This is a genomic window from Cupriavidus sp. SK-3 (assembly GCF_000611145.1).
Lineage (GTDB): Bacteria > Pseudomonadota > Gammaproteobacteria > Burkholderiales > Burkholderiaceae > Cupriavidus.
In genome coordinates, this window is the sequence record NZ_JFJV02000290.1 from 1 (window position 1) to 2,066 (window position 2,066).

Here is a 2,066-nt window from a genome sequence, read left to right on the forward strand (position 1 = left end):
ATCCCATTCTTCACCCGAGAGGCTGCACTCGCTCTGCGCGAGCACATGCCGGAGCTTTACTACAGCGACGCGACGGACCAGTTCTGCCTGCAAGGCGACGATCCGCAGTGGTGCGGCGCCACGGACCTGACCATCGACGGTACGGTCGTGAAGTGCTACGCCATCGGCGATAGTTACTGCTGGGAGCGCGCGGACCTCTAGTGCACGCGCTTTCGTTCCATCCGGCCGCATGACGCGATCCGGGTTCATTCCATCCCGTAGGGGCAGCCTCTTACGGGCGTGCTCCGTCATCATTTAAAGGAGCAATCCATGCCGCAAATCACCCTTTCCCGCGCGGAAGTCCAATCTCTCGTTACCTTCAGCGAAGAGGTGAACACGCAGCGCTTCTTCATAGCCAAAGATCACGGCGCCTATATCGGTTGCAGCGTTGGCTCTGCGCCCTCACAGAAACGTCTGTTCTTCTTTAAGGGCTGCAATCCGGCCGTCGACAAGGACTTTTACGAGAACGCGAGGCGCGCTTTCGGCGGTGACGACTTTGGCGAGCACTTTCCCGTCGCCGACCTCGTTAAGATGCTCGCCGAGCCGGCCTGCATGAAGGTGCGCGTCACCGTCACGCGCAGCAATATTCGCATTGACGGGCTGACCGGATAAGTTNAAAGCAGTATTCGCATTGACGGGCTGACCGGATAAGTTTGGGGCCATCGTCGCGCCAGGTGGCTCGAATGGACTCCCCAAACGCTGGCTTGCCTGATAACATAGCTGCACCTATCGCGTCTCCGACGCATCGACCCCCGCCGACTNTGATAACATAGCTGCACCTACCGCGTCTCCGACGCATCGACCCCCGCCGACTGTTCAGTTGGCACAGTATTTTCCCCCCTACGGGCCATCCTGCCCGTAGGCATGTTGGCCTTTATCTTTCTGCGAGGCCATCATGTTCAAGACGTTCCCGATTTTCGTTGTTTTGTGCGCCCTGGTTACCGGTTGCGCCGCTCAGCAAAGCTCCCCCAATGTCTATCGCGGGTCTGAGGCTTTGCGGACTGGCGCAGCCGAACAGGTAACTGTTGTCCGAGTGCGGCCAGTTAGCATCGTCGGCAATGACGGCCCCGTATCGGCCAGCAGTGGTTTTCCTGGCGTCGCCGGCGCGGTAGTCGGCGCGATTTTGGGCGCCTACGTGATCGGCAATGGCAACGGCCGCTATCTGGCTGGTGCGATGTCCGGCACGGTTTCCGGTGTCGTTGCCCAGGTGGCAGCGGACCGGTTCAGCCGGCGGGATGGCGTGGAGGTCATTGTCCGCACGGACAATGGCCGCCAGCTGGCCGTCACGCAGGATGCCGACCAACAGTTCGTGTCTGGTGAACGCCTCTACCTGGTTTCAGGTGGTAGCGGCTACCGGCTGACGCGCTAATGACTTAGTCCGGGTTCTCGGGCCTTCTTCCTTTCTCCTTCTGTCTCTTCTCCCTTGCGGGGCACGCCCCCGCTTGCGGGGGATGCTTGCCTCGCGCAACTATTAAGGCATTCAAATGGCACACATCGTTGAACCCATCCTGGCTGTTGCTCCGANCGCCTCGCGCAACTATTAAGGCATTCAAATGGCACGTATCGTTGAACCCATCCTGGCTGTTGCTCCGATCGTTACGAACGGTAAGACCGTGCAGGAGGTGGCTGCAGCACTGGGCAAAACGCTCCGTGCCGCACAACTTGATCCCGAGTGGCTGTGCGCTGCGAACTATAGCGAGAATCGCAACGAGAAGGCCTACGGGTTGCTGCCCAGCGTGAACTGGCCGGACTGCGACAAAGGCCGCATTGCGGTCTCTGTCGTCCGTGGCCTGTCGGATAGCTGGGGCGTCCACGTCGACCTGATTCACTTCGCAGGCGGTGGTGATGCGCTCGAAGCTTGCGTGAGCAAGTTGCTGATCGCCAAGGTTACGCGCCGTGACCACGCCTGGGAAACGGCGAGGGTCTTGGCAGAAGCCTTGAACGTGGCCTGACGCACGTCAGCCGGCGGACCATCCATGGCATGCTGAACCCCTAGTAAGGGTTCGGTATGCCATTTTGATCGCGTC

The 2,066-nt window shown here is 60.1% G+C and carries 4 protein-coding genes; all 4 read left to right on the forward strand.

Features of this window, described 5'->3' with window-relative positions:
• On the forward strand, positions 1–201 hold a 201-nt coding region (locus tag CF70_RS36830; RefSeq protein WP_035875438.1), incomplete at its 5' end, for a hypothetical protein.
• Positions 202–309: 108 nt separating this feature from the next.
• Positions 310–651 carry a DUF3085 domain-containing protein gene (locus CF70_RS32035; RefSeq protein WP_035875440.1) on the forward strand — a complete coding sequence of 114 codons (342 nt, stop codon included), beginning with the start codon at positions 310–312 and terminating at the stop codon, positions 649–651.
• A gap of 283 nt (positions 652–934) precedes the next feature.
• Positions 935–1,408, forward strand: a complete 474-nt coding sequence (locus CF70_RS32040) for a glycine zipper 2TM domain-containing protein (protein ID WP_035875442.1) — start codon at positions 935–937, stop codon at positions 1,406–1,408.
• Between the two features lie 184 nt (positions 1,409–1,592).
• A complete protein-coding gene (locus CF70_RS32045; RefSeq protein ID WP_035875443.1) occupies positions 1,593–1,991 on the forward strand; it encodes a hypothetical protein in 399 nt (132 codons plus the stop codon).
• The last annotated feature ends 75 nt before the right edge of the window (positions 1,992–2,066 follow it).

What these genes read in the sequence shown, in the direction of transcription:
- CF70_RS32035 (WP_035875440.1), top strand. Translation starts at nt 310, where the DNA reads ATGCCGCAAATCACCCTTTCCCGCGCGGAAGTCCAATCTCTCGTTACC.
- CF70_RS32040 (WP_035875442.1), top strand. Translation starts at nt 935, where the DNA reads ATGTTCAAGACGTTCCCGATTTTCGTTGTTTTGTGCGCCCTGGTTACC.
- CF70_RS32045 (WP_035875443.1), top strand. Translation starts at nt 1,593, where the DNA reads ATGGCACGTATCGTTGAACCCATCCTGGCTGTTGCTCCGATCGTTACG.